At 72.8% G+C, this 419-nt stretch carries 1 pseudogene; it reads left to right on the forward strand.

Going from position 1 to position 419, the window contains the following annotated elements:
• Nucleotides 1–82 precede the first annotated feature (82 nt).
• Nucleotides 83–419, forward strand: a pseudogene (locus RNB18_RS52755) (TROVE domain-containing protein); the annotation flags it as partial.

Below are 419 nucleotides of genomic sequence, written 5' to 3' on the forward strand. Positions count from 1 at the left end.
GGGCATTCGCTGCCCGGATCTCGGGCACCCCGTTGCGCCGTCGCGCGCCTCCCCCAGGAATCAGGAATTCGGGGGAATTTCCATGGCTCGCTTCAACCGGCGCGGCGTCCGGCTCCGTCCGGCCCGTTCCCTGCCCGCCTCGCCCGTCGCCACGACCGGGGCGCTCGCGGTCAACCGCCAGGGCGGGACCGGGCATCTGCGTGATGCCCGGTCCGAGCTCTTTCTTCTCGCCGTCGCCAACTTCGTGGCGCAGGAGACCTTTTACGCAGGTGGCCAGGAGCGCGACACCCGGTTCGCCGCCCTCGTGCGGCGCCTGGCCGTCGAGGACCCGGACTGGACCGCGGGGCTCCTGCACTGGCTGCGCCGGGACGGGCAGCTGCGGACCGCCTCGCTGGTCGGCGGTGCGGAGTACGTGAAGG

Origin of the sequence: Streptomyces doebereineriae (genome assembly GCF_031845645.1) — a bacterium.
GTDB classification, from domain to species: domain Bacteria; phylum Actinomycetota; class Actinomycetes; order Streptomycetales; family Streptomycetaceae; genus Streptomyces; species Streptomyces canus.